Source organism: Prevotella scopos JCM 17725 (genome assembly GCF_018127785.1).
GTDB lineage: Bacteria > Bacteroidota > Bacteroidia > Bacteroidales > Bacteroidaceae > Prevotella > Prevotella scopos.
The window spans coordinates 779,437-804,634 of the sequence record NZ_CP072389.1 but is presented as its reverse complement, the minus strand read 5'-3'; the positions used below and the strand labels follow the sequence as shown (position 1 = coordinate 804,634).

The window sequence follows — 25,198 nt, the reverse complement described above, 5'->3', positions numbered from 1 at the left end:
TCAGTTCTTATGATGTTTTGTTAGTCAATTGGTGTTAACTCACCTGTATGTGAATCAATGATAAAGCCACGTACTACAACGTTTTTGGGTACGAGTGGGTGCTGTTGAACTGCCTTGACCGTGCGGCGTACACTTGCCTCTGTGTCATGAAATCCGTCCAAATATTTGTTAAGATTAACGTGCTTTTCAGCTTCTTGGATTGCCTCGTCTGTGATTCCACGCTCACGCATCAAATGAAGAAAATGGTCTGCATTCATGTGGCAAGCACCACAACCAGAGTGATGAATAATCATAATCTCCTGACAATCTAACTCATAAATAGCCACAAGAAGGGAACGCATCACAGAATCGTAAGGTGTAAGAATGGTTCCGCCGGCAACCTTGATAATCTTTGCGTCACCATTTCGTAAACCGAGTGCATTCGGTAGTAGCTTGGTCAGTCGAGTGTCCATACAACTGACGATTGCTAACTTCATATCAGGTTGTCCTGACGTAATAAAAGGTTCGTAGCCCTTTTCGGCCACGAACCTTTTGTTATAAGAAAGTATCTGATCTATCATAATTGAATAAATTACTTCACTACTCTTCCACGATAATAGGTGTCAAATGCATCTTCTGCATATCCATCTTTCAGAACTTTGAAGCTGGAGCTTCTTGCATCCTCTATCTTTTCCCCTAAGTAATAGACATCAAAGACATCTTTTGCATATCCCCACCCTAAATCCTTGAAGCTGCTTGGGCGTTCACTAATCTTCCTGCCGTTATAGAGAACGGCGTTAGAAGTAACGACATAACCTTCATTATAATAAGGGTCATATTCATCGCTTGGATCAACGGGATAATCGCCTGGGTAAACTCTGCCTGGAACCTTTAGTCGGAAGGTCGCAGGGTCAACGTAAGGAAGAATCTGTCCTTCAAAATAAACGTTGTATCTATCTTTTGCATACCCATAACCAAGATCTATGAAGGTACGATAGTCAATTCCCATGACTGGTTGACGACCATAGAAAACACCTTTCTTATTAAACGAGTAGGGACGTACTTGGCGTGAAGACTGTGCCGAAGCTGTGAGCGCAAAGACTGCCATGAGGACTACGCAACTTAGGCGTAGTTGGCGATAAAAGTTCATCTTTTCCATAATCATCAGTTTTCGTTTATTATTATTTTAAATGTTATAGCGCAAAGTTAATAGGAATAGATTATTCATCTTGTGGAATGACCCTAAAAGAACTTAGGGGAACGCCTTTTTGTGCGTGGGAATTTCCGCTACCAGGAATAACCTGTTGGGTTAGGCTAACTCTGATAATTCTAACCAACGAAGCTCAAGCTCATCTAACTCATCTTTTAAAAGCGGTAGGCGTTTACTCTTCTCTGTCAGCTCCTCAACAGATAGATTTCCTGAGCAGAGTTCTTCTTCGAGTTGTTGCTTCTCATTCTCTAATTGGGCAATCTTCTCTGTCAGTTGCTCATATTCATGCTTCTCCTTGAAGGACATCTTACGTTTTTGATTGTTATGATAATCCTTCTTAGGTTCGTTCGGCGTTGTGTTATTCTTTGTTTGTTTCAGCTGCTCTTCTTCCTTTGATTTCATCTTTTGGAAATCACGGTATTGTGTGTAGTTTCCAGGGAAGTCTTGAATCTCACCATCGCCTTTGAAAACTAAGAGATGGTCAACAACCTTATCCATAAAGTAGCGGTCGTGTGATACCACGATAACGCAGCCTGGGAAGTCCTGAAGATACTCTTCGAGAATCTGTAGGGTCTGTATGTCTAGGTCGTTGGTAGGCTCATCAAGAACTAAGAAGTTGGGATTCTTCATCAAAACCGTACATAGGTAGAGCTTTCGCTTCTCACCGCCAGAGAGCTTATAGACATAGTTATGCTGTTGCTCTGGCGTGAAGAGAAAGAAATTGAGGAACTGTGATGCCGTCATGTGCTTACCTCCACCAAGGTCGATATAATCAGCTATGTCTGTGATAATATCAATAACCTTCTGGTCATCACGGAACTTTAAGCCTTCCTGTGAGAAATAACCGAAGCGAACAGTCTCACCAATATCGAACTTACCACCATCAGGTGCAACCTCTCCAAGCAACATCTTTACAAAGGTAGATTTCCCCGTACCATTATTTCCAACGATGCCCATCTTCTCAAAGCGTGAGAAGTTATAGTAGAATTCATTGAGTATTATCTTATCGTCAAATCTCTTTGAAACGTATTGGCACTCAAAGATTTTACTACCAATATATACATTTGACGACTTCAATCGTACCTGTCGTTCTTCAATTCGCTGTTTTGCTTTTGCTTCCAGTTCATAGAAAGCCTCTTCGCGATAGCGTGCTTTATGTCCACGTGCTTGTGGCATACGACGCATCCACTCTAATTCTGTGCGATAGAGGTTGTTTGCTCGTGCAATCTCTGCGCGGGTGTTGTCAATTCTCTCTTGGCGTTTCTCTAAGTAGTATGAGTAATTACCACGATAGGTATATATCGTGTTATTATCTAACTCAAGGATGGTATTGCAGACATTATCAAGGAAATAACGATCGTGCGTAACCATGAAAATAGTCTTGTTCCCACGAGAAAGATAGCCCTCTAACCATTCTATCATCTCTAAGTCAAGATGATTGGTTGGCTCATCGAGGATAAGGAAGTCTGGCTCTAAGATAAGCACATTTGCCAAAGCAACACGCTTCTGTTGTCCACCACTTAGTTGTCCCATAGGTTGGTCTAAGTCGTAGAGTTTCAACATCGTGAGAATCTGCTTTGCCTTTAAGAGTTTCTCTGGGTTCCCTTCGTGGTTGAAGCAAGCATCAAGAACACTTTCTTCTGGGTCGAAATGTGGACTTTGCTCTAACATTCCCACCCGCAAGTCATTGCGATAGATGATTGAACCACTATCATAACCCTCTTTCCCGGTAAGGATAGATAGTAAAGTGGACTTTCCCGTACCATTTTGAGCAACAAGTCCGATGTGCTGTCCTTCGGCAATAGAGAAAGAGATATCCTTGAAAAGGACCTGTGCACCGAAGCTCTTTGTTAGATTTTGGACGTCAAGATAGGGTATCTGTGCCATAAGTCCTATTCTAAAGTCTTATTGATTTCGTCAATATAATCTAACACCTCATCTCTGCCCGTCTTGTTTTCTGCAGAAGTAATGAAGTAGGGTGGGAGAACTTCCCATCTGTCTTGCAACTTCTTCATCCAGAGCAGGGCGTTTGACTTCGCTTTAGCAGGTGACAACTTATCCGCCTTTGTAAAGATAATAGAGAAAGGAACATTGCTTTCACCCAGCCAATCAACGAACTCACGATCAATCTTTTGTTGCTCATGACGGATGTCAATGAGAACAAATACGTTGACAAGCTGTTTGCGTTGGAGGATATATTGGGCGATCATCTGTTCTAATTTGTTTCTTACAGTCTTTGAACTTTTCGCATATCCATAGCCGGGGAGATCTACCAAGTACCACTCGTTATTGATAATAAAGTGATTGATAAGTAGCGTCTTACCTGGTTTTGATGATGTTTTTGCCAAGCCCTTATGGTTACAAAGCATATTGATGAGGCTTGACTTTCCTACGTTTGAGCGTCCAATAAAGGCATATTCTGCCTTTGTATCTTCTGGACACTTTGACAAAGAAGGTGAGGATATAGTGAATTCTGAATTCTTGATAATCATATATTGATAAGTATGTTATATAACAGCTTTTCTTGCAAAGTTACTAAAAAGTTAATACCTATGAATGGTCAGTTGATAGTTTTTTCGTATTTTTGCAGAAAAATATGTTGCACTCGGCAATGTGAGAGTAAGCTTTCTTTGCTGTCGCTGATGTGTTTGTAGAAAACAAATGTGTAAATGAAACAAATCAACTGGGGATTTATTGGCTGTGGTGAGGTGACAGAAAAGAAGTCTGGACCTGCGTTCAACGAAGTAATGGGTTCGCATGTTGTCGCTGTGTTTAGCCGTAGCGAGTTGAAAGCACGTTCGTATGCTGAACGTCAAGGAATTCGTAAGTGGTACACCGATGCACAGGCTTTGGTCGATGATCCTGACGTAAATGCAATTTATATCGCTACACCACCTTCTGCACATGCCACCTTTGCTATCATGGCCATGCGTGCAGGAAAACCCTGTTACATAGAGAAGCCACTGGCTGCATCTTACGAGGATTGTGTGCGTATTAATCGTGTCTCAGAGCAGACAGGCGTACCTTGCTTTGTTGCTTATTATCGTCGTTATCTGCCTTACTTCAGGAAAGTAAAAGAAATCGTTGATAAGGGTGAGCTAGGAAAGATACTTACGGTGCAAGTACGTTTTGCCGTTCCTCCACGTGATTTGGATTATGAGCATAATGAACAACTGCCGTGGCGTTTGCAGTCGCATATCTCTGGTGGTGGCTATTTCTATGACCTTGCACCTCATCAGCTCGATCTTCTACAGAATATGTTTGGTGTTATTGTCAAGGCACATGGTTACACTGCCAATCGTATGGGACTCTATAACCTTGAAGATACGGTCAATGCCGTCTTTCGTTTTGAATCGGGATTGACAGGTAGTGGCGCTTGGTGCTTTGCTGCTCATGAAAGTGCGCGTGAGGATCGTATTGAGATTTATGGCTCAAAGGGCAGATTGTCCTTCTCTGTATATACTTACGCACCTATTCATCTTTGTACAAGTGAAGGTGAAAGAGATATTGAGGTAGCTAATCCTCCTTATGTTCAACTCCCTATTATTAAGTCAGTTATTGAGGATATGCAAGGATATGGTACCTGTGATTGTACGAGTATTAGTGCAACTCCAACTAACTGGGTGATGGACCGTATCCTCGGTAAGATATAAAAGAAGGCTTTAAGGTATTTGTTTTTGTTTTATTAATTAAATGAAGCTAACTTTCAACGACTACTTGATTTTGTGTCTCCTCCTATTGTTTTTAGGGGGAACAAAGGTTTATGCGTTTTCAACAACGACTTTATCTGATAGCTTGGTTGTTAGGAAGGATAGTGGAGATATTCCTCCAAGCAAGCAGCCAACTGACTCTGTGCGATGGATGCGCAGAGGCGAACCTTCATGTTTTTTTAAGCAGAAGTCGGGTAAGGGCGGTGGCTTTTTCCAGTATTTCAATGAGATAGATACTTCTTATATTGAGCCTCAAAAGTATAATTTTGCTTTTATGTTGCAAAATACAAATACCTATGAGGTGTATCGTTTGAGTAGTTCGAAAGAGCAAAGTATCACCTTTGCACCAGAGGCTACTGTACGTATAGGACCTTATTTCGGTTGGCGATGGATATTCTTGGGTTACACACTCGATATAAAGCACTTAGATTTTTGGAACAAGAACAATAATCCACGACAAGAATATGATTTAAGTTTATATAGTTCGATGCTTGGACTTGATATTTATTATCGCAAGACAGGCAATGATTATAAAATCAGGCAATTGTATCTTGGGAAGGATATTAACACAGATGCGATACGTGGTACTGACTTTGGTGGACTGACCTCAACCATTAAAGGTTTCAATCTTTATTATATCTTCAATCACCGTCGATTCTCTTATCCAGCAGCTTTTAGCCAAAGTACGATACAACGTCGTTCAGCTGGTAGTCCGTTGTTGGGTATTGGATATACCCAGCATAGCCTTGATGTCAATTGGGGGGAACTTAATAAAGTTATTTCAAATCGTCTTGGTAGCCTGGTTCCTGCTAATCCGATAGATAGTACATTGATGTTTAGCGAGGTTAAGTATATTGATGTTTCTATTAGTGGTGGCTATGCCTATAACTGGGTTTTTGCTCGAAACTGGTTGTTGGCAGGCTCTCTGTCTTTGGCATTAGCTTATAAGCATAGTGCCGGAGATGTTCTCCATAGAAGTTTCTCTTTCAGTGATTTCAAGTTTAACAACATAAATGTTGATGGAATTGGGCGCTTTGGCTTAGTATGGAACAATAGCAGATGGTACGCCGGAACAAGTACAATCCTTCATGCTTATAACTATCGGCGTCATAACTTCTCAACGAATAACTTCTTTGGAAGCATAAACGTCTATGCAGGTTTTAATTTCGGGAGAAAGAAGTAGAAAGGGTATATGACCTGTCACCTGATTTGTAGTTTATTAAGATATTATTTTTGAAACGAAACTAATAAAAATGACACTAAAATATAGTTTTTTCTTGTCAGCCCTATTTGCTTTTTCTTCGTGTGGGGCAAAGCCTGACCTGAAAGCAACAGTAGAGATGGTGGGTGATGCGATTATGGAGACACAACCAGAGGCAGACACTATTCCTGCGGCTTCGACTACAGAAAAAACAGATACGTTACCAACCTATATTGATCGATACACCAAGGCTGATAGTAATATGGTTTGTCAGTTGTTACAGGAATTTGTGCTACAGCGACAGCAACTCACCAATGAACAGCTTATCATCGGGATTGCACGAAAGTTTATTGGCATACCTTATGTATCTCATTCTTTGGATAAAAACGACGATGAAAAACTTGTTGTCAATCTGCATGGATTAGACTGCACGACTTACGTTGAGACTGTTACTGCGTTGACGCTTTGTGCAAAGAAGAATGAAATCCGTTTCTCAGACTATGTTCGTCAGTTAGAACAATTACGCTATCGTGGTGGTAAGCTGAGTTATATAAATCGTCTACACTATTTTCATTGGTGGCTGGAAGATAATGAGCGTATGGGTTTTGTTAAAGAGATTGATACTCCTAATCCTCCTTTTATGGCTGTTCAGACGCTGAAAATCAACTATATGAGTCAGAATGCGGGACTATATGATATGTTGAAGCATAACCCAGAGCGTGTTGCTGAACTAAAGAAATTAGAGGATGCTACCAATGGAACAAAGCTACGCTATATCCCTAAGAGCTTGCTTAACAATAGTAAATTACTTCGAGAGGTAGTTCGTGATGGTGATATTCTTGCGATTGTAACCAGTAAGCGCGAGTTAGACACAACGCATCTTGGTTTTGCTGTGTGGCATAAAGATGGTCTTCATTTACTTAATGCCTCTAATTTGAGGAAGAATGGTAATCAGGTTGTCGATCCTGTTGAGACACTCTATAACTACATGATGGCTCGTCCTGCTAATCTTGGAATACGTGTTGTGCGTATTCTATAAAACTATTAGCGCATTATAAAGAATGTGCACATGTCGTGCGGGTGCTCCGCACCATTGGTGCTAAGGCTCCGCACACATGGTGCGGAGGGCATGCACCATTCTTAATAAGCATATCATAGATTAGACGATGTCACTGTTAAGAGAATAATTCATTGTGAATAACGAAATCACATGTGGCAGAGCTGTTTCTAACAGCTTGTAAAACAGATAAAAATAAAAAATGCTCTGGCAGAGAATTAATCGTTCTGCTAGAGCATTTTTCTTATTTATTCATCTTAGCTTTGCGTGCATACTCGAAGAGTGCAGCAGGTAAATGGCAATAACCAGTTGGATGTTTGTCAAGATAATCTTGGTGGTATTCTTCAGCAGGGTAGAAGTTCTTGAGCGGTTTCACTTCAACGGCAATCTTTCCGTTGATGTGCTTCTGCTCCTCTTTAAATACTTTTTTTATTATCGGGAGGTCGGCAGGGGCGGTGTAGTAAACGCCTGTTCGATATTGGCTGCCACGGTCGTTACCCTGCTTGTTTATGCTCGTTGGGTCGATAGACTTAAAGTATAAGCCGAGCAAGAAGTCCAAACTTATAACCTTAGGGTCGTAGGTTATGTGTACAGCCTCGGCAAACTGTGTCTTATCTGTGCATACCTCCTCATACGTAGGGTTCTTGATAATGCCGTTGGCATACCCTACTTCGGTAGCCGTAACGCCCTCTATCTGTTTGAGGTAATGCTCTGTTCCCCAGAAGCAACCACCTGCTACATAAATTTCTTTCATTGGTCTTACTAATTTAATATAGGCTTCGTAGCCTTTTGCTTTCATCTCTTCGAGTGGGATGAAACGTAACGAAGCACTGTTGATACAATATCTTTTGCCCCCAGTCGCTGCTGGTCCGTCATCAAAGACGTGGCCAAGGTGCGCCTTACCTGTCTTGCTTCTCACTTCCGTACGCACCATACCATGTGATGTGTCGGTGTGGTTTGTAATGACTTTCTTGTCGATTGGTTTTGAAAAAGCTGGCCAACCGCAACCAGAATCGAACTTATCAGTAGAAGAGAACAGCGGTTCGCCGGTTGTGATATCTACATAGATTCCCTCTCTGAACTCATGGTCATACTCGTTGGTGAAAGGTCGTTCGGTGGCAGCCTGCTGTGTTACAGCATACTGTTCGGGGGTAAGCATCTTTCGTAATGTCGCATCATCAGGACGTGTGAACTTCGTCTTAGGAGCGATGATAGAATCAGTTTGTGTCATAGTTGTCTTGGTCTTGTTTGTGCAAGATGCTGTTCCTGTTATTAATAAGCCACAAGTTGCGGCTTCAACAAAGGTCGGAAGAATCAGTGTGCACAATATGGATAAAATGTTACGCATAATTTGTAGTGTTTATAAATGTGATTAATAAAAAGTCAAGAGATAACAAAGGGTGTATCAAAATCCAATATTCTGGATTCTGAAACACCCTTCTTTATATTTGTTTTGTTTACTGCTTCTGCAAGAAACGGTCAACCTCAATAGCTGCCATTGCACCTGTACCAGCTGCTACGACACCCTGACGATAGGTTGGGTCTGCCACGTCACCTGCTGCATAAACACCCTCGATATTGGTTGCTGTAGACTTTGGCTTGATGATGATGAAGCCGTGATCGTCCATCTCTAACTGACCTTTGAAGAGGTCGGTGTTAGGAGTGTGACCAATAGCCAAGAAGAAACCATCGATGTTGATATCGAATTTCTCCTCGTTCTCCTCACCCTTAAAGCGTACCAAATGTGCACCCTCTACACCGTCTTCACCAAAGAGACCGAGTGTATTTGTATTATAAAGAATCTCAATATTCTCCTTCTCTGTCACACGCTTACGCATAATCTCTGCCGCACGCAACTGAGGCTTACGCACAATCATATAGACCTTCTTTGCCAAACCAGAGAGATACATAGCCTCTTCGCAAGCAGTGTCACCACCACCAACAACGGCTACGGTGCGCTTACGATAGAAGAAACCGTCGCAAGTAGCACATGCACTCACACCCTGACCACGGTATTTCTCCTCATCAGGTAAGCCCAAGTACTTTGCACTTGCACCTGTTGCGATGATTACTGTCTCTGCTTCAATCTGATTACCACGCTCATCTTCGAGGTGGAATGGACGACTGCTGAGGTCTGCCTTTACGATAGAACCATCGCGAAGGTCAGCACCATAGAGCTTAGCCTGCTCACGCATCTCTGACATGAGTTGGTTAGCATCGATTCCTTCGTGGAAACCTGGGAAGTTTTCTACTATGGTTGTGGTTGTCAACTGACCACCAGGTTGCAGACCAGAATAGAGTACTGGCTGGAGATTAGCACGTCCAGCATAGATAGCTGCAGTATAACCTGCAGGGCCGCTACCAATTATAAGGGTTTTTACTTTTTCCATATCAATATATTGTATGTTGCCCCTTTAATAGGACTTAACTCCTAAGTGGGGCTTGATTAATATTTTTGTACTTATTACAGAACAAACATTGTGCCAAAGAAAGACTATCCCTCTTATTCCATTGGGAATAAGCCAAAGAGTCGGTCATCAATCATATCTGTGACACGTTTGAAGTCTTGTGGGTTGTCTTGGAAGTCTGTTGTGTCACCATCGACAATCATTAGATGTCCTTTGTAGGTCTTAATCCATTCCTCATAACGCTCGTTGAGACCACGGAGATAGTCAATTCGCATGGTCTGTTCGTAGTCGCGGCCACGCTGTTGGATGTGATCGATGAGGCGTGGGATAGAACAACGGATGTAAATCATCAAGTCTGGCAGTTTAACCAGTGAGAGCATCAAGTCGAAGAGGTCGGTGTAATTATTGAAATCACGCTCTGACATCAATCCCATATCATAGAGGTTCGGTGCAAAGATACGTGCATCCTCAAAGATAGTACGGTCTTGGATAATCGTATCCTTTGATTGTGAAATCTCTACAACATCACGAAAACGCTTGTTGAGGAAGTAAATCTGCAGATTGAACGACCAACGAGTCATGTCAGCATAGTAGTCTTCCAAATACGGGTTGTTGTCAACTGGTTCGAAGTGAGCCTTCCATCCGTAACGTTTTGCGAGCATTTTGGTGAGTGTTGTCTTACCTGCTCCAATATTTCCTGCGATTGCTATATGCATAATATGTGTGTATCTAATTGCCCATCTCGTGGTAACCCCTAATAGGAGGCATAGTTGATAACAATGCTGTGGGCATGTGATTTCTTGTTAGTTAGTTGATGTTAATCCCCTTTTCACTACTTTGATAATCCTCTTTTCGGTGAGGGTAGGGGGCTTTGGGCGTGTATTAGAATAAGCCGAAGAGCTCTCTGTCAATCTTGTCAGTAATGAAGCCAAAGTCTTTCGGTCGGTGTTGATAATCGAGATTGTCAACATCAATTGTCAGTACACGTCCTTTATATTTCTCTTTGATAAACTCATCGTAGCGTCTGTTGAGGTTCTCAAGATAGTCTAAAGGCATCTTCTGTTCGTACGCTCGACCACGTTTCTCAATGTTTGAAACCAGATGGCTGACAGAAGCACGAAGGTAAATCATGAGGTCAGGGTAGCTAACAGCATCCGTCATGTCCTCAAACAACTCTATATAGGTCTCATAGTCACGGTCGTCAAGATTACCCATAGCATAGTTGTTCTCCGTAAAAACGTAAACACCTTCATAGATAGAACGGTCTTGAACAACTGACTCATCACTCTGACTTATCTCTAGCAAATCCTTAAAGCGTTCCTTTAAGAAGAATATTTCCATAGGGAACGACCAACGCTTTATGTCTTTATAATAGTCTTCTAGGTAGGGATTATAGTCAACAGACTCAAACCTTGGCTTCCAACCATAGCGTTTGGCAAGCATTGTTGTCAGCGTAGTTTTACCGCTACCAATGTTTCCTGCAATTGCAATGTGCATAACATAATGTCCACAAGTATATCTCTGGCTTTCCCTCTGATAGGCAAAACCAGAGATGTCAGTGGAGGATAATTGTTTAAATTTAGAATTGATTTCTTGCCTCACCTACACAACCATTTGGCATCTGGATGTGTAACATCGCACAAACAGTAGGTGCAATGTCCACGATATGTGCCTCAACATTGCTAGCACCATGCTTCACGTTCCAACCAAAGAGGACGAAAGGAATGTGTGTATCGTATGGGAATGGCTGTCCATGCTGTGTGCCACGGAAGTCAGGTCTGTCCTTACCTCCGAAGAATTGTGGGCGTGTGACAACGCCAATCTCGCCTGAACGGCCACGGAAATAACCATTCTGCATACGCTCCTTAATCCATGATGGCATTGTTGTCTCGCTAATTTTCTCCTCGTCAAAGACATAAAGGAATTGAGGGTCTTTCTTTAACCATTCTACAGACTCATCAATAATCTCCTGCTTCTTCTTTCCTGCAGCAGAGATGGTAGAGTCGTTGAGGTAGAATTGATAGTTGTCTTCACCCATTACAGGGCTAATACCAAACTTTCCTTGCAGATAAGTATTGAGGTCTGCTACAGTCTGCTTATAATCCCATCCACCTGCAGGAATGCGGTGCTCACGCATATAGTTATAGTTGTGAGCAGCACCATGATCGGCAGTAAGGAAGAGTAGATAGTTGCCTTCACCCACCTCTTTGTCAAGCACCTTAAGGAACCATGCCAAGTCTTTATCTAACTGCATATACACCTCGTGGTTCTCTTTTCCACGTGTAGAGAATCTATGTCCGATGATATCTGTAGATGAGATACTCACGGTAAGCATGTCAGTTTCTTTTCCCTTACCAAGTTTCTCGTTCTTCAAAGCAGCTTCAGCCATTTTGAAAGTCATGGTAACCCCCTGTGGTGAGCCCTTGATGTCGAACTTAGGAGCTGTGTGGTTCTTGGCGTTAAAGTCTTCTACCCACTGTGGCAGTTTGTCCATATAGAAGGTTGAACTAACGAAGTGGCCAGCAGAGGTATCCCACCAATAAGCAGCATCAGCAGCATGACCAGCAGGAAGGATTGAAGCACGGTCCTTCAGTGCCACACCAATCACCTTTGAACGGAAGTCTGTTGCTACTTGAAGTTCATCCCCAATCGTAGAGGTAAGCATGCGACGTGGACTCATCTGACCTTCTGAACTATCAGAACCAACACTCTTCACGGTCTTATCTTCGCAGCAGTAAACACTCTTGTCGTCTTGATAGAAATAGTTTCCAGCAATACCAGTAAAGGCTGGGATAGAGCCTGTGTATACAGAGCTATGTCCGATGGCAGTTACGGTTGGTGCATAGTTGATATGTGTGTTCTCAAAAGAGAAACCTTGGTTGAGCAATCTTTTCAAACCATCATTACCATACTCATTGTAATAATAGTAAAAATAATCCCAACGCATTTGATCGACAACAAGACCAACAACCAACTTCGGTCGCTGTATCTGTGCATTCGCAGCAGCAGCAATTAGCAAACCAGCTACAAGAAAAAGGAGTTTCTTCATCTTAGGTATGTGTTTAAATTATGTTGCAAACTTACATAAAAATTTTTAATTTCTCGACTTTTTTATCTACTTTTGCACTTGTCGAAATGATAGCAAATACTAACAAGAATTATGCAGAATATTATCATTGCAGATAATCAAGACATCACGCGGGCTGGAATGGCTTATGTGCTTTCAACTAGGGGGGATGTAGCTTCTCAAGTGGCAAGCAATAAGTCTGAGTTAATACTTCGCTTAACGGATTGTCCTGAGGCGGTTGTAATACTGGATTATACGTTATTTGATATCTCTAGTACGTCTGACCTTATGAATATTGGGCAGCGTTTCCCACTTTCTCATCTTATTTTATGGAGTGAGGATTTAAGTATTGACTTTATTCGTAGCCTTGTTAATGCAAGTAGTCGCATCAGTGTGCTTATGAAGGATGCCCGCATGTCAGAGATAGAACAATGTCTTGACTATGTGCTATGCGGCAATCGTTTTCTTTGTCAGCATGCTACAAATATGATTTTAGCACCTGAATACGTACTTGATAAGGAAGGAATACAATTGACTAAAACTGAAGTTGAGATTTTGAAAGAGATTGCAACGGGTATGACGACGCGTGAGATTGCCGAGAAACGTTTCTCATCGTTTCATACGGTGAACACACATAGAAAAAATATCTTTCGTAAATTAGGTGTGAATAATGTCCATGAAGCGATTCGCTACGCCATGCGCTCGGGATTGGTGGATGCTGCAGAATACTATATTTAAAACTGCTCCTTATTCATCAATCTGATATTTTCCTCCATCTTTTCGGATGAATAAGGAAATTGTGAACGTTTGTGGATTGTGAAAAGTATTTACTTTTGTATCTGTTTATGACCCGATTTTTCTCTCTGAAGTACCCATTTTGCGTACTTCTATAATTTGCTTGTTATCAGATACTTGTGATAGGATAAACCTAAAGGACGTTAACAAAGTCCTAAAAGTGCCTTAGTAAGACTGTCAAAGTGCATATGTTGAAAGGCAATTGGGCCTTAATTAGAATGCTGTTCAGCCTTAGCTTATTTTTATAAGTTGAATTTTTATTACAATTCTCTGCAAGTTGATTGTACTTTTTGGAGTGTTTTATATAATCTTGGATACATTTTTCAAAGGTATAAGCATCGTAAAAGAGCCGTATCAAACACACTTATGGTGATTTGATACGGCTCTTTATACGTGTTTATAAATTGTCGTCTAGCTTGGAAATCTACTCTGATAAATCCTTCTTGTTGAGCTTTGTAGCAAAAATGAAGTAAAGAATCAATGCAGCGTAAGCAACGAGAGAGAGAAGCTCAGAGAGATGGTTCTCCCACCATGAAGAATAATCGAACTCGATACCACCAAACTTCAGTAAGGCAGAAACAACACCCATGAGGGCACCTCCAGCAATGAAACCAGATGCGAGGAGAGTTCCCTTGTCGCCACGAGCCTTGTTAATGGCCTCATCTTTAGAGCGAGTCGTTACATACCAGTTCACGGCACCACCAACGAGGAGTGGAATGTTCAACTCTAAAGGAATGAACATACCGAGTGCAAAAGCCAATGCAGGGACCTTACAGCGATCGAGTACGAGTGCGATAACTGCACCGATGCCATAGAGAATCCATGGAGCACCTTGACCACTCATCAATGGTTTGATGACAGCAGCCATTGCGTTGGCCTGTGGAGCAGCTAACTTTCCAGAGTTGAAACCATAGGTCTTGTCCAAAACAATCATCACACCAGCCACGGTAGCTGCAGAGATAATCGTGCCGAGGAACTTCCATGTCTCTTGTTTCTTAGGAGTTGTACCAAGCCAATAACCAATCTTTAAATCGGTAATGAATGAGCCTGCCATGGAAAGGGCTGTACATACTACGCCACCCATCAAGAGGGCTGCTAGCATACCTGCATTGCCTTTCAAGCCAACAGCTACCATAACTACAGATGCAAGGATGAGTGTCATCAGCGTCATACCTGATACAGGATTGCTTCCAACAATTGCAATGGCATTGGCTGCCACGGTGGTGAAGAGGAAGGCGATGATTGTAACCAGAAGGATACCAACAACGGCATGGAGAAGATTGAAGTCCATCACACCAAAGTAGAAGAATAGGAAAGTGATGAGTAGGGTAGCGATACTTCCGAAAGCAATAATCTTGAATGAAATGTCACGCTGTGTACGGATGACTTCTTCTTGTCCACTACCCTTACCTTTCATCTCACGTGCTGCCAAACCAACAGCACTTTTGATAATGCCCCATGACTTCACGATACCAATGATACCTGACATTGCTATACCACCGATACCGATTGAACGAGCATATGACTTAAAGATGACTTCTGGTGCCATCTGTCCTACGGCTGTTGTGATAGATGGGTCCCACTGGTTCAGTATGGTGTCTGGGAAGAGGAGTGCCATTCCTGGTACGATAAGCCACCAAACGGTTAACGAACCAACACAGATGATAAAGGCATATTTCAAACCGATGATATAACCAAGCCCGAGGACAGCTGCACCTGTATTGACCTTGAAGACGAGTTTCGCTTTATCAGCTATCGTCTCACCAAAGCCAATCATACGACTAGTAACGTTCTCATTCCACCAACCGAAGGTTGCTACGATGAAATCGTACAGACCACCTACAAGACCAGCGAGGAGAAGAGGTTTCGCCTGACTTCCACCTTTCTCACCACTCACGAGCACCTGTGTTGTAGCTGTTGCTTCTGGGAAAGGATACTTACCATGTTGATCCTTAACAAAGTATTTACGGAAAGGAATCAAAAAGAGAATACCTAAGATGCCACCCAAGGCTGCCGCAATGAAGATTTTGAAGAAGTCGGCCTCCAAATCAAGCATATAGATGGCTGGCATAACAAAGATGCCACCTGCTACGACAGCACCTGAACAGGCACCAATACTCTGGATAATTACATTCTCACCAAGAGCATTCTTGCGCTTTGTGGCAGATGACAAACCAATAGCGATAATGGCAATAGGGATGGCAGCCTCAAACACTTGTCCAACCTTCAAACCGAGATAGGCTGCAGCAGCAGAGAAGAGAACGGCCATGAGAATACCCCAAGTGATAGACCATGGACTTACTTCACGATATGTCTCATTTGGTGACATGACTGGCTTATACTCTTCGCCGTTTTTCAACTCCCTAAAAGCATTCTCAGGAAGTTCAATGTTTTGATTCGCTTTATTTTCCATTGTTTAATAGTATTATTTGCTTGCAAAGATAAATAAAAATCATTTATCTTGTATCAATTCACTGTAAAATATTACCTTTGTCCGTATGAAAGAGATTAAACCCATTGCTTTTTTTCATTCTCCCCTGACATCGAAGTTTGGTATTCCACGTCAGAGTGGTCTGTCTGATAGTCTCATCGGTAAGATTGTCTTCGAACCTCAATATCAACGTGAGGAAGCACTGCGCGGATTGGACGATTTTGATTATCTGTGGTTAATATGGGGCTTTTCTGCTAATAAGTCTTACGATGATAGCAAGCTGACTGTTCGTCCTCCCCGCTTGGGTGGGAATGAACGGTTAGGTGTTTTTGCCACGCGTTCGCCCTTCCGTCCGAATGGGCTTGGGCTGTCTTCTGTTCGGATAAAGCGAATAGTGAATGGTGTTATCGAAGTTGTAGGGGCAGATCTGATGGATGGTACACCTATCTATGATGTAAAACCTTATATTTCTTATGTTGATAGTCATCCTACGGCAAGAGGTGGCTTTACTGATAAGAAAGAATGGCAACAGTTGTCTGTTATTATAGCGGAAGAATATTCGAAGTGCTTCTGTGAAGAAGAACTGACAGCCTTAAAGGAAGTGCTCTCGCAGGACCCACGCCCGCAATATCAACATGATGCAGCACGTGTTTATGGAATGTCTTTTAGTGGAAAGGATGTGAAGTTTAGGGTTGAGGGTAATGTGTTGGAGGTTGTTGGGGTCGATAATTAGGCCAATTGCCTTATTAGCCCAATTAGTCTAATAATAAATTATTTTCTCCTTAAATACCATATCCAAGCAAATGAGCGCCGATGAGAAAGATAATCAAGGTTATCCATATTTTGGTAAGCCTCTCGCTCAAATGATAAGTTCATATAGGCACGTCCTGTCATAGGAAGGCGTATAAGCCACTCTGTGAAGTACCATATATAAAAAGGGAGGATGAGCATTTCCTGCATCTGTCGTGTGTGGATGCGCTCATGATTGATTATCTCCTTCGTCAGTTTAACGCCAGGATGAATAAAAAGAAGCCCAAGAATGTTGATTGCATCATACTTCTTGGGTGGGAGATATTTCGATCGAATAATCTTCATTAATCTGTTTCAATTGATTCGATACGAGGTTTAGAGGCTGCAGGAGCGACAGGTTGTGTCTCACCAGAAGAATTTGAAGACGCTTCTGAAGAACCATTCTGTTCGTCTGCATTGTCTGATGTAGCATCATTGTGATTGTTAGAATGGTTTGAACGATGACTTCTTCTGATGCTATTGAAGACTTTCTCAGCCTGTTTTTCTTCTTGTGCATCGGCTGAATCCTTCGCTGTAGTGTCTCGAGCGATAGTGTCAAACTTCGCCTTGTTGTTGTCTGCTAAGTTCGAGTCTGGCTCAATAGCAGTCTGTGTATATTCAGGGTCGTTCTTATGTTGCCCATAGTAAAAGAATCCAAAAGCCACAAGGAATATCGTACCAAGAATGATAAAGGTAATCATACCGAAACCTAAAGTTGGTCCGTCGTTCGTATCATTCTTATGTAGTGGTGTGTTACAATAAGGACAGTTCTTATCCTTCTCACTCACCTCATTATTACAATTTCGACATTTCATATTTCTTTCTTTATCTTTGATTTCTGACGACAAAGGTAAAAGAAAAGGTAGAGATGACAAAACGATTTCGCTTTTTATTCGTTTCTTCTTTCTTTTTTGTATCTTTGCAGGGATTTTAAAAGACATTATAGTCATATTACAAACAGAACAGAAGGATTTTTTCGAAATGAAAAAAACATTGATAATTATATGTCTCCTTACTTGTTGGCTGTGTGCTTCTGCACAGAGTCTGCGTGAGGTATGGATTGAAATGCCGGATAGCGTATTGCCTTATCTGAGTAAGAGCCAACGTACAGAACTAGCTGATTACGTTGAAATGAAGGCTGATCCTGCTGTGTTGAATACTTTTGGTGATTCCGTGCGAATTGAACGTATGACTAAAAACTATCTTTTGCTCAGAGCAAGTAATGTGTCTTTCTTAGAAATAAAGTTGTTGGACGATAATACCTTGGCTTTAGTTCAAACATGGAAAGCACCAGCGGCAGAGAGTAAACTAAGTCTTTTCAATCTGCAATGGCAACCTAAAAAGATGGTTGTGGAATGTAAAGAGAATTTTGTAAAACCTGTCGCAATGAGTGATGAAGAGTTTAATGACCTGCAGTCATTGATGGTTCCTCGTTTGAAAGAATATCATCTGTCGGCAGATAACAACTCATTGTCAGTAAGTTGGAACTATCCATTGCTGTCAAAGAAAGATGTAAAGCGTGTTGCAGACTTATTAAAACCACAGATACTGAGTTGGACAGGAAGAGATTTTCGGTAGTAAAAAACGTTCGCACATTTGGCAGTTTCTGATAAAATAACTACTTTTGTACTCATAAAATAATAGCTTATAGCATGAATTTGAAGGTACGTTTAGCGTTGATGAACTTCTTAGAGTTCGCAGTGTGGGGAGCTTATTTGACCTCTATGGGTCGCTATCTTGGTAATATTGGTATTGGACCTGAGATTGGTTATTTCTACTCAATGCAGGGTGTGGTCTCAATTTTTATGCCAGCTTTGATGGGTATCGTTGCCGATCGTTGGGTACCTGCTCAGCGTTTGTTAGGCTTCTGTCATCTGCTTGCTGGTTTGTTTATGTTTGCCACAGCTAGTTATGGTTTGAGTATTGGTGACCATGCAGAGTTCTCTACTATCTTTACACTTTATTCGCTTTCTGTTGCCTTCTATATGCCAACACTGGCTCTCTCAAACTCAGTTGCCTATAGTGCTTTGAGTAATGCAGGCATGGATACAGTGAAAGCATTCCCACCTATCCGTGTGTTTGGTACTATAGGTTTTATACTTACGATGTGGTTGGTTGACCTCTTGGGTTTCCAAAGCAATCAGAATCAGTTCATCACTTCTGGTATAGTAAGCATTATCCTCTTCCTTTATACCTTTACATTGCCTAAGTGTCCAGTTAGCAAGGGTAATGAAAAGAAGAGTTTTGTGGATGCTTTTGGCTTGCGTGCCTTTGCTCTTTTTAAGGAGAAGAAGATGGCTATCTTCTTTATCTTCTCAATGTTATTAGGTGTGAGCCTTCAGATTACTAATAGCTTTGCTAATCCATTCCTCTTTAGTTTTGGTGCTCAACCAGAGTTTGTAAACTCTTTCGGAGTACAGCATGCTAATATCTTGATAAGTCTTTCACAGGTTAGTGAGACTTGTTGTATTCTTCTGATTCCATTCTTTATGCGTCATTATGGTATTAAGAATGTGATGTTGATAGCTATGTTTGCATGGGTATTACGCTTCGGTTTGTTTGGGGTTGGTAATCCAGGCTTCCCAGGCATCTTCATGTTCGTACTTTCAATGATTGTTTATGGAGTAGCCTTTGACTTTTTCAATATCTCTGGTTCACTCTTTGTTGATAATAGCACGGAGCCAGCTCTTCGTTCTTCTGCGCAAGGTTTGTTCATGTTGATGACCAATGGTGTTGGTGCAACAGTAGGAACATTGGCAGCTCAAGCTATTGTAAATGCCTATACACATCCACAGACTGTGGGTTCAGATACGTTGACAGTCGGTGATTGGCAGTCTTGTTGGTTCATCTTCGCAGGCTATGCCTTTGTTGTAGGTGTCTTGTTTGCTGTTATCTTCCGACCTAAGAAGGCATAATTGCATACTGATAAATCGTATAGAATTAATGAGTAAAGTTCAACTTATATATGAAGGTGTCTCACAGATAGTAGGAGGTCCAGAGTTAGGACTCCTAGTTCTGTCTGACCTTACACATACAAGGCAGATTGCTATTGTGTGTGATAAACATATGGAGTTTGAACTTGGTTTGCGAACAGGTGAAAAATCTGTTACAGAAAGATTGTTGCCAGAAGTGCTTTGTAGTGTGAATCCAATGATGACAAGTGAGCACTATGAGATACTCTTCAATTCTATTATAGATGGACAATATAAGGCTCTTTTGGTAAATAAAGATAACTTAACGCTTACCCCTATACGTGCTTCTGATGCAATATTATTGGCACATGTGGCAAAGTTGAACATCTTTATGGAAGAGCATCTATTCAAGCGTCAGAGTGTTGATAGCAGTGTAAGCCAGAACAAAATGGCCTTACCTTTAAATGCTTTAAGTTTTGAGATGTTACATCATGCCTTGGAGAAAGCTATAGAAGATGAGAACTATGAACTTGCTTCTATGCTTAGAGATGAAATGAAGAATAGGGCTAAGGAACCTTGATTACGAAAGCTAATCAAGAATAACGAATTGCTATATAGAACATCTTTTGTTAAGAAGATGATATAAAACCAGAGAATGAAAGAAGCAAGATATTTTTATGTCCCTAATGCAGCCGCAGAAACGGAGTTGCCTGCTGATGAAGCTGTTCATGCAACACGTGTACTTCGGTTAAAGGAAGGCGACGAAATGTTCCTTATGGATGGTGATGGTTACTTTTATAAAGCAGAAGTAGCATTGGTATCATCGAAGAAGTGCCTTTATACAATTAAAGAAACGCTGAAACAAGACCTTGTTTGGCGTGGAAAAATTCATCTTGCTATTGCTCCAACAAAAGATATGGGACGCATAGAATGGATGATAGAAAAGATTACTGAAATAGGTTTTGATGAAATTAGCTTCTTAGATTGTAAGTTCTCTGAACGTAAGACATTGCGTGTTGATCGTATTGAAAAGATTGTCATTTCAGCTGTAAAGCAAAGTCGTAAAGGCTGGAAGCCAGTTGTAAATCCGATGACACCTTTTCATCATTTCATAGAGAATTGTTTTAACAATGGACGGAAGTTTATCTGTCATTGTTATCCAGAGATTTTACGAGCAGACTTCTTTACCGCCATTTCACAGGAATGTCAGCCTTCATCTGCAGAGGATATTACCGTATTGGTAGGTCCAGAAGGCGACTTCTCTATTGATGAGGTACGTTTCGCTTTAGAACACGGTTTTGAGAGTGTAACATTAGGTAATAGTCGTTTGCGCACAGAGACAGCAGGACTTAGTGCCGTTATGATGTCGCAGCTTGCATGTAGAGTGTAAGCTGTTTTTGTGTGTATAGAGTTACAATAGATGGTGATGAGTTCTAACAATAAATATGAGTAATTGCAATTATCATATTCCGCACCATTGGTGCTAAGCGTTCGCACGATGCGTGTTAAGCGTTCGCACTATTGGTGCGGAGCATCTGCACGACAGCAAATGATGGATAGATTTATCCTTCATAGACATTAGCTGATATGTAACAAAATAAATAAGGGATAATATAATACTAATAATCAACTTATATGAGAAAAAGTTTATCGGACGTAAATGAATTGAGTTTTTTCATTCCACTCCCGTGTTTGTATCAGAAAAAATGCTTAATTTTGCAGCATTCATTTAAATAACGTTATTATTTATATTAAAATTTTTAGCTAAACTATGCAGAAAAGATTACTTTTCTTGGTTACGTTGTTGCTTGCAATGACAACTACTGTCATGGCACAGATAACAACATCAGGAATCAGTGGTAAGGTAATGTCTCAAGGTGAAGATGTTATTGGTGCTACCATTACAGCAACGCATCAACCTTCAGGGACTGTTTACCGCGCTGTGACGAACATCGATGGTCGTTATACCATTCAAGGTATGCGTGTCGGTGGTCCGTACAAGGTGACAGTGGCTTACATTGGTCAGAAGACAAAAACTTTTGATAATGTGACACTTCGTCTTGGTGAAACGGAAGATCTCTCTTGTTCACTTCAAGATGATACAAAGGAACTTCAGGAGGTTGTCGTGAAGGGTAGTGCGGGTGTCAACGCAACCAAGACGGGTGCTGCACAGAGTATCAGCTCTAAACAGATTGCTGATATGCCAAGTATTACCCATGGTATTGCTGATGTCGCTAGACTTAATCCACAGTTGACTACAACGAATAGTGGTGCCATGTCATTCGCTGGTACAAGCAATCGTTACAACTCTTTCATGATTGATGGTGCTGCCAACAACGACGTTTTTGGTCTTTCTAGTGATGGAACAAATGGTGGTAGAGCAGGTGCACAGCCAGTTTCAATGGAAACGATTGAGCAGATTCAGGTGAACGTGGCTCCTTTCGATGTTCGTCAAGGTGGTTTCACGGGCGGAGCTATCAACGCTATTACGAAGAGTGGTACTAACGTTTTCCATGGTAGTGTTTATGGTTTTGGTAACAATCAGAATCTTGTCGGTTCAACGTATCCACTTGCGGATGGCGGTTATGCACCAAAGTTCAACAAACAGCAGGAGTACAACATTGGTGTAACCTTAGGTGGTCCTATTATTAAGGACAAGCTGTTCTTCTTTGCAAACTATGAGAAGACCAACAAGACTTATCCAAACCTTTATGCTCTTGGTTCAGAGCAATCAGCTGTTGATGCAGCAAAGGCAAACGATATCTTGATAAAGATTGCAGATATAGCAAATCGTCAGGGTGTTAACTTCCCTACAGCCCTTTCAACAGATGATATTTATACGAAGAGTGATAAGGTTGGTTTGAAACTTGACTGGAATATCAATGAGAGTAATAAGGCTTCTGTACGTTGGAGTCTTGTGAATGCTGTTCAGTTGAATAATGCTGGCTCAAGAACTGCTGTTAATGGTAAGAGCTTTGCCTTCCCATTTGAGAGTGTTACCAACTCATTCATTGCTGAGTTGCAAAGTCGCTTATCTCCATCAGTTGCTAATGAGGCTCGTGCCAGCTATGTACGTGTAAGAGATAATCGTGCTATTACTGGTGAATACCCTAATGTAACAATTAATAATGTGGGTGGTGGTTCGGTAAACTTGGGTATTGATCGTTCTTCTATGGCTAACCGCTTGGACCAGGACATCTATACGCTTGAAGATAACTTGACATGGTATAAGGGTAATCATACCTTTACTTTTGGTACTCATAATGAGTTGTATAAGTTTACAAACCTTTTCCTCCAAGATCTCTTTGGAAGTTATACTTTTAAGAACTATGATTCTTTCGTAAGCTACTACAACGATTATGTTGCAGGAACATTAGATCCTAGGAAATCTTATATCAACCAGTATCGTTATGGTCACGCAAATGTTGACGTAACGGGTAATCCTCGTTGGGAAAGTTCTTTCGGTGCAGCGCAGTTAAGTTTCTATGCACAGGATAAGTGGGATGCTACTTCAAACTTCCAGTTGACTTATGGTTTGCGTATGGACATTCCAATCATCATTGACACACCTACAGCTAACGAACCGTTTGCTCAGTATGCTGACACCAAGGGTTGGAACGTTAAGACAAACCAGCGTTTGGCAAGTACTCCTCTTTGGAGTCCTCGTGTAGGTTTCCGTTGGGATATTAATAAGGATCGTCGTTACATTCTCCGTGGTGGTATGGGTGTGTTCACAGGACGTATTCCATTCGTTTGGATTAGCAATAACTATGCTAACACGGGTATTCAGGTATCTACCTTTTATGCAAACTCTCCAACAGGATTGGAACTGTTGCTCGACCCAGCAGGACAGGATGCAAATGCAAATAAGTTGAAGGCGTTAGGAAATCAGACGATTAATGTTTACGATCATAACTTCAAATATGCACAGAACCTTCGTTTCAATCTTGGTCTCGATTTTAATGTGTTGGGCATTAATTGGACAGCTGAGGCTATCTACTCAAAGACATTGAATGATATCCTTTATCAAAACCTTGCATACGAGCAGACTGGTATGACATTTGGTCAGGTTTATGGTAGTGCGGGTGTACCTGTAGAGGATAATCGTCCACTTTATTCTAAGGTGACAAACGGAAGCCCTTATGCAAATATCTATAAGCTCAGCAATACCTCAAAGGGTTACACTGTAAACTTGAGCTTGAAGGGTGAGAAGCACTTCGACTTCGGTCTTGATTTGATGGCAAGTTACACTTGGACAAAGTCAATGAGTGTAAATAATGGTGGTTCTTCTGTTGCTGAAAGTAACTGGAGATTTAATTACACATATCGTAACCCTAACGACCCTGAGTTGGGTAATTCAGCTTATAATATCCCTCATCGCATTCAGGCTTCTGCTTACTATCATATAAACTATGGTGCTCAGAAACAGTGGCAGACGACAGTGGGGCTTATTTATCAGGCAAAGAGTGGCTCTCCATATACTATCTATTACTATGGTGATGTTAATGAGGATGGTGCAAATGGCAACGACCTCTTCTTCATTCCAACTGATGCACAGATTGATAAAATGCAGTTTGATGAGACAAATTTCTCTGCTAATGCACTCACAAATACAGTCTTTGGTGATGGTTTCACAGCTCCTAAGTTGACTGCTGATATGCAACGTGCGATGATGAAACATTGGATTGGCAATGATTCTTATATGAAGAAGCATCGTGGAGAGTACTACAAGCGTTATGCTGATAACCTCGCTTTTGAGCACCACTTTGATGTTCACTTTGCACAGAAGTATAGCTTTAAAGTGGCTGGTCAGGTTAACTCTCTTGAGTTGAGCTTTGATATTATCAACGTTGGTAACTTGCTGAATAAGGATTGGGGTCACACTTATGGAGATGGCTTCGGTATCTACTACAGCCCAGTAAACTATCAGAAGAATGGTCATTACCAGTTCACAGGTGGTTATGCAACACGTAACTATAGCGACTACTATAGCCGTTGGCGTGGTCAGCTTGGTTTGCGTTACACATTCTAATCTGTCAAATAAAACCAAATAAAAAAGCAGAGACTCTTATGGGGTCTCTGCTTTTTTTCTTATCTTTGCATATAACAATTTAAGAATTATGATAATTGATTTTGACAAGATTGCCGAAGAGCATATAGAAGGCTTTAAAGGCGGTGAAGGAAAATTGGACTTACGTGCTTTTGTTGATGATAAGGCGCGTATCATGTACTCAACTTTGCGTCCAGGTGCAAGCAGTGGTAAGCATCAGCATGTAGGTACATTTGAGGTGATGTATGTTATCAGTGGTGAACTGACCGTTCATTATGATGATACAACGGAGGTTGCAAGGGTAGGGCAGTTGCACTATTGTCCGGAAGGTCACTTTCATTGGTTTGAGAATTGTACTGATCACGATGTTCTTTATCTTGCTATTGTCCCTACGTTGAAATAACAGTTAGTGCTTTTCGAGCAAAGATATATTATTCTTATCGAAAGATATTTCCGTCCGATTGATTCATCACGTGGTGTTATCTTATCGGAGGATACGGATATGCTAACAACGAATGATAAGGATAATAATTGATTACGACAAGGATTTATACTCTTTGTCGTAAGTAAAGACATCCATATACTAGCT

23 protein-coding genes are annotated in these 25,198 nt (G+C 41.3%); 11 read left to right on the top strand and 12 right to left on the bottom strand.

Annotation, left to right across the window (positions count from 1 at the left end; translation table 11 throughout):
- Positions 1-20: 20 nt before the first annotated feature.
- From J4856_RS03075 to yihA, 4 genes are all read right to left on the bottom strand, one after another.
- Positions 21-560: a beta-class carbonic anhydrase gene (locus tag J4856_RS03075; RefSeq protein ID WP_025836553.1), complete on the bottom strand. Its 540-nt coding sequence runs from the start codon at positions 558-560 to the stop codon at positions 21-23.
- A gap of 11 nt (positions 561-571) precedes the next feature.
- Positions 572-1,138, bottom strand: a complete 567-nt coding sequence (locus J4856_RS03070) for a DKNYY domain-containing protein (protein WP_172823689.1) — start codon at positions 1,136-1,138, stop codon at positions 572-574.
- A 150-nt stretch (positions 1,139-1,288) separates the two neighbouring features.
- The gene (gene abc-f / locus J4856_RS03065; RefSeq protein WP_025836551.1) at positions 1,289-3,076 is read right to left on the bottom strand and encodes a ribosomal protection-like ABC-F family protein; all 1,788 of its coding nucleotides are present in this window, start codon (positions 3,074-3,076) and stop codon (positions 1,289-1,291) included.
- A 5-nt stretch (positions 3,077-3,081) separates the two neighbouring features.
- Positions 3,082-3,681, bottom strand: a complete 600-nt coding sequence (gene yihA / locus J4856_RS03060; RefSeq protein ID WP_025836549.1) for a ribosome biogenesis GTP-binding protein YihA/YsxC — start codon at positions 3,679-3,681, stop codon at positions 3,082-3,084.
- 177 nt (positions 3,682-3,858) lie between these two features.
- Here yihA and J4856_RS03055 point away from each other — a divergent pair, with 177 nt between their 5' ends.
- The 3 genes from J4856_RS03055 (at position 3,859) to J4856_RS03045 (ending at position 7,139) form a co-directional block, all read left to right on the top strand.
- Positions 3,859-4,842, top strand: coding sequence for a Gfo/Idh/MocA family protein (locus J4856_RS03055; RefSeq protein ID WP_025836548.1), 984 nt, complete (start codon positions 3,859-3,861; stop codon positions 4,840-4,842).
- A 40-nt stretch (positions 4,843-4,882) separates the two neighbouring features.
- Positions 4,883-6,082, top strand: a complete 1,200-nt coding sequence (locus J4856_RS03050) for a DUF4421 domain-containing protein (protein WP_025836546.1) — start codon at positions 4,883-4,885, stop codon at positions 6,080-6,082.
- Between the two features lie 175 nt (positions 6,083-6,257).
- Positions 6,258-7,139 carry an N-acetylmuramoyl-L-alanine amidase-like domain-containing protein gene (locus J4856_RS03045; protein ID WP_373277331.1) on the top strand — a complete coding sequence of 294 codons (882 nt, stop codon included), beginning with the start codon at positions 6,258-6,260 and terminating at the stop codon, positions 7,137-7,139.
- A 262-nt stretch (positions 7,140-7,401) separates the two neighbouring features.
- Here the strand turns inward: J4856_RS03045 and J4856_RS03040 are convergent, their stop codons facing one another.
- The 5 genes from J4856_RS03040 to J4856_RS03020 all read right to left on the bottom strand — a co-directional run bounded on the left by J4856_RS03040 (position 7,402) and on the right by J4856_RS03020 (position 12,614).
- A complete protein-coding gene (locus J4856_RS03040; protein ID WP_025836542.1) occupies positions 7,402-8,505 on the bottom strand; it encodes a bifunctional methionine sulfoxide reductase B/A protein in 1,104 nt (367 codons plus the stop codon).
- 109 nt (positions 8,506-8,614) lie between these two features.
- Positions 8,615-9,547, bottom strand: coding sequence for a thioredoxin-disulfide reductase (gene trxB, locus J4856_RS03035; protein ID WP_065367890.1), 933 nt, complete (start codon positions 9,545-9,547; stop codon positions 8,615-8,617).
- Between the two features lie 113 nt (positions 9,548-9,660).
- Positions 9,661-10,281, bottom strand: a complete 621-nt coding sequence (locus J4856_RS03030) for a deoxynucleoside kinase (RefSeq protein WP_021673202.1) — start codon at positions 10,279-10,281, stop codon at positions 9,661-9,663.
- A 166-nt stretch (positions 10,282-10,447) separates the two neighbouring features.
- Complete coding sequence (locus J4856_RS03025) at positions 10,448-11,062, bottom strand: deoxynucleoside kinase (protein ID WP_025836540.1); 615 nt, start codon at positions 11,060-11,062, stop codon at positions 10,448-10,450.
- A gap of 82 nt (positions 11,063-11,144) precedes the next feature.
- On the bottom strand, positions 11,145-12,614 hold the full coding sequence (locus tag J4856_RS03020) for an alkaline phosphatase family protein (RefSeq protein WP_025836538.1): 1,470 nt from the start codon (positions 12,612-12,614) through the stop codon (positions 11,145-11,147).
- A gap of 111 nt (positions 12,615-12,725) precedes the next feature.
- Between J4856_RS03020 and J4856_RS03015 the strand changes: the two genes are divergently transcribed.
- Complete coding sequence (locus tag J4856_RS03015) at positions 12,726-13,370, top strand: response regulator transcription factor (protein WP_025836537.1); 645 nt, start codon at positions 12,726-12,728, stop codon at positions 13,368-13,370.
- A 481-nt stretch (positions 13,371-13,851) separates the two neighbouring features.
- On the opposite strand, the gene J4856_RS03010 is transcribed toward J4856_RS03015, so the two are convergent.
- Positions 13,852-15,840 carry an OPT family oligopeptide transporter gene (locus tag J4856_RS03010; RefSeq protein ID WP_065367889.1) on the bottom strand — a complete coding sequence of 663 codons (1,989 nt, stop codon included), beginning with the start codon at positions 15,838-15,840 and terminating at the stop codon, positions 13,852-13,854.
- Between the two features lie 85 nt (positions 15,841-15,925).
- Between J4856_RS03010 and tsaA the strand changes: the two genes are divergently transcribed.
- Entirely contained in the window at positions 15,926-16,591 is a 666-nt protein-coding gene (gene tsaA, locus J4856_RS03005; protein ID WP_025836535.1) for a tRNA (N6-threonylcarbamoyladenosine(37)-N6)-methyltransferase TrmO, read from the top strand.
- A 38-nt stretch (positions 16,592-16,629) separates the two neighbouring features.
- Here the strand turns inward: tsaA and J4856_RS03000 are convergent, their stop codons facing one another.
- Together J4856_RS03000 and J4856_RS02995 are read right to left on the bottom strand one after the other, a co-directional pair.
- Entirely contained in the window at positions 16,630-16,953 is a 324-nt protein-coding gene (locus J4856_RS03000) for a hypothetical protein (RefSeq protein ID WP_025836530.1), read from the bottom strand.
- On the bottom strand, positions 16,953-17,462 hold the full coding sequence (locus J4856_RS02995) for a zinc ribbon domain-containing protein (protein WP_025836529.1): 510 nt from the start codon (positions 17,460-17,462) through the stop codon (positions 16,953-16,955). Before J4856_RS02995 ends, J4856_RS03000 begins: the two co-directional genes overlap by 1 nt.
- 178 nt (positions 17,463-17,640) lie before the next feature.
- Here J4856_RS02995 and J4856_RS02990 point away from each other — a divergent pair, with 178 nt between their 5' ends.
- The 6 genes from J4856_RS02990 to J4856_RS02965 all read left to right on the top strand — a co-directional run bounded on the left by J4856_RS02990 (position 17,641) and on the right by J4856_RS02965 (position 25,012).
- Entirely contained in the window at positions 17,641-18,225 is a 585-nt protein-coding gene (locus J4856_RS02990; protein WP_306302183.1) for a DUF3256 family protein, read from the top strand.
- Between the two features lie 74 nt (positions 18,226-18,299).
- Positions 18,300-19,562 carry a nucleoside permease gene (locus tag J4856_RS02985; RefSeq protein ID WP_025836527.1) on the top strand — a complete coding sequence of 421 codons (1,263 nt, stop codon included), beginning with the start codon at positions 18,300-18,302 and terminating at the stop codon, positions 19,560-19,562.
- A gap of 28 nt (positions 19,563-19,590) precedes the next feature.
- The gene (locus tag J4856_RS02980; protein WP_025836526.1) at positions 19,591-20,139 is read left to right on the top strand and encodes a bifunctional nuclease domain-containing protein; all 549 of its coding nucleotides are present in this window, start codon (positions 19,591-19,593) and stop codon (positions 20,137-20,139) included.
- Between the two features lie 75 nt (positions 20,140-20,214).
- A complete protein-coding gene (locus J4856_RS02975) occupies positions 20,215-20,949 on the top strand; it encodes an RsmE family RNA methyltransferase (protein ID WP_025836524.1) in 735 nt (244 codons plus the stop codon).
- A gap of 381 nt (positions 20,950-21,330) precedes the next feature.
- Positions 21,331-24,591 (top strand): TonB-dependent receptor, encoded by a 3,261-nt coding sequence (locus J4856_RS02970; RefSeq protein ID WP_025836522.1) that lies wholly within the window; start codon positions 21,331-21,333, stop codon positions 24,589-24,591.
- A gap of 88 nt (positions 24,592-24,679) precedes the next feature.
- Entirely contained in the window at positions 24,680-25,012 is a 333-nt protein-coding gene (locus J4856_RS02965; protein ID WP_025836520.1) for a cupin domain-containing protein, read from the top strand.
- Positions 25,013-25,198 lie beyond the last annotated feature (186 nt).

Bases quoted from the DNA above. Each gene is read 5' to 3' on its own strand.
- J4856_RS03070 (WP_172823689.1), bottom strand. From the start codon at position 1,138: ATGGAAAAGATGAACTTTTATCGCCAACTACGCCTAAGTTGCGTAGTC.
- tsaA (WP_025836535.1), top strand. From the start codon at position 15,926: ATGAAAGAGATTAAACCCATTGCTTTTTTTCATTCTCCCCTGACATCG.
- J4856_RS03055 (WP_025836548.1), top strand. From the start codon at position 3,859: ATGAAACAAATCAACTGGGGATTTATTGGCTGTGGTGAGGTGACAGAA.
- J4856_RS03045 (WP_373277331.1), top strand. From the start codon at position 6,258: ATGGAGACACAACCAGAGGCAGACACTATTCCTGCGGCTTCGACTACA.
- J4856_RS03050 (WP_025836546.1), top strand. From the start codon at position 4,883: ATGAAGCTAACTTTCAACGACTACTTGATTTTGTGTCTCCTCCTATTG.
- J4856_RS03015 (WP_025836537.1), top strand. From the start codon at position 12,726: ATGCAGAATATTATCATTGCAGATAATCAAGACATCACGCGGGCTGGA.
- J4856_RS03030 (WP_021673202.1), bottom strand. From the start codon at position 10,281: ATGCATATAGCAATCGCAGGAAATATTGGAGCAGGTAAGACAACACTC.
- J4856_RS02970 (WP_025836522.1), top strand. From the start codon at position 21,331: ATGCAGAAAAGATTACTTTTCTTGGTTACGTTGTTGCTTGCAATGACA.
- abc-f (WP_025836551.1), bottom strand. From the start codon at position 3,076: ATGGCACAGATACCCTATCTTGACGTCCAAAATCTAACAAAGAGCTTC.
- J4856_RS03040 (WP_025836542.1), bottom strand. From the start codon at position 8,505: ATGCGTAACATTTTATCCATATTGTGCACACTGATTCTTCCGACCTTT.
- J4856_RS02980 (WP_025836526.1), top strand. From the start codon at position 19,591: ATGAGTAAAGTTCAACTTATATATGAAGGTGTCTCACAGATAGTAGGA.
- J4856_RS02975 (WP_025836524.1), top strand. From the start codon at position 20,215: ATGAAAGAAGCAAGATATTTTTATGTCCCTAATGCAGCCGCAGAAACG.
- J4856_RS02995 (WP_025836529.1), bottom strand. From the start codon at position 17,462: ATGAAATGTCGAAATTGTAATAATGAGGTGAGTGAGAAGGATAAGAAC.
- J4856_RS03020 (WP_025836538.1), bottom strand. From the start codon at position 12,614: ATGAAGAAACTCCTTTTTCTTGTAGCTGGTTTGCTAATTGCTGCTGCT.
- J4856_RS03075 (WP_025836553.1), bottom strand. From the start codon at position 560: ATGATAGATCAGATACTTTCTTATAACAAAAGGTTCGTGGCCGAAAAG.
- J4856_RS03000 (WP_025836530.1), bottom strand. From the start codon at position 16,953: ATGAAGATTATTCGATCGAAATATCTCCCACCCAAGAAGTATGATGCA.
- yihA (WP_025836549.1), bottom strand. From the start codon at position 3,681: ATGATTATCAAGAATTCAGAATTCACTATATCCTCACCTTCTTTGTCA.
- J4856_RS03025 (WP_025836540.1), bottom strand. From the start codon at position 11,062: ATGCACATTGCAATTGCAGGAAACATTGGTAGCGGTAAAACTACGCTG.
- trxB (WP_065367890.1), bottom strand. From the start codon at position 9,547: ATGGAAAAAGTAAAAACCCTTATAATTGGTAGCGGCCCTGCAGGTTAT.
- J4856_RS02965 (WP_025836520.1), top strand. From the start codon at position 24,680: ATGATAATTGATTTTGACAAGATTGCCGAAGAGCATATAGAAGGCTTT.
- J4856_RS03010 (WP_065367889.1), bottom strand. From the start codon at position 15,840: ATGGAAAATAAAGCGAATCAAAACATTGAACTTCCTGAGAATGCTTTT.
- J4856_RS02985 (WP_025836527.1), top strand. From the start codon at position 18,300: ATGAATTTGAAGGTACGTTTAGCGTTGATGAACTTCTTAGAGTTCGCA.